Here is a 597-nt window from a genome sequence, read left to right as displayed (position 1 = left end):
CCATTGAAAGAAGCAACGCTTGGATGGATAGTTTTCGTTCGGTTTTAAATCGTTTTGATACTACCGTAAGTAGTTGGATAGGTTTTAATTACCTTTCCTTTATCGTCTTAGGACTCAGAAAATTTAAACAAAAGCAAAAGTCGAGATGAGTTCTTTATTATACCCTTTCGAATAAAAATTTATAGCATAACTCACCGCTGCTATAGCCCCACCTATTACCGCTCCTTTCACTAATCCTTCCAAAAAGTTTTGACCATTGATTAAAGCATTCATTCCTCCACCACCTGCTCCTGCCAATGCTCCATTACCTACTGTTGACAAAAAACCTCCAGCACTAAACACCTGCCCCAATGCTCCTGCTACTGCTCCCGTTAAAGCCCCTCCAAACACTGCTTTTGCAAAACCACCCAAAGTCCAGTAATTGTTAATGGATGCATCTATAGTGTAAATTATACCTGCCAATGCAGCACTAATCCCAGCTGCTGTTATTATAGCTACTGCATTCGCTGCCACCCATGCAAAAATAGGAGCTAAAAATGCAATTTCTCCATCAGGGTCATTGTACATTAGTGGGTTATTGTACACATAGCCGTATTT

The 597-nt window shown here is 40.2% G+C and carries 2 pseudogenes; one reads left to right on the top strand and one right to left on the bottom strand.

From position 1 onward, the window contains the following. Positions 1-149 (top strand): annotated as a pseudogene (locus HMPREF9699_RS11160) (IS5 family transposase); the annotation flags it as partial. Here HMPREF9699_RS11160 and HMPREF9699_RS02665 read toward each other — a convergent pair. Further along, a pseudogene (locus HMPREF9699_RS02665) lies at positions 124-597 on the bottom strand (hypothetical protein); the annotation flags it as partial. The pseudogenes HMPREF9699_RS11160 and HMPREF9699_RS02665 overlap by 26 nt on opposite strands.

Origin of the sequence: Bergeyella zoohelcum ATCC 43767, assembly GCF_000301075.1 — a bacterium.
In the GTDB taxonomy this organism is placed as follows: Bacteria; Bacteroidota; Bacteroidia; order Flavobacteriales; family Weeksellaceae; genus Bergeyella; species Bergeyella zoohelcum.
This window is presented reverse-complemented; position numbering and strand designations above follow the sequence as displayed.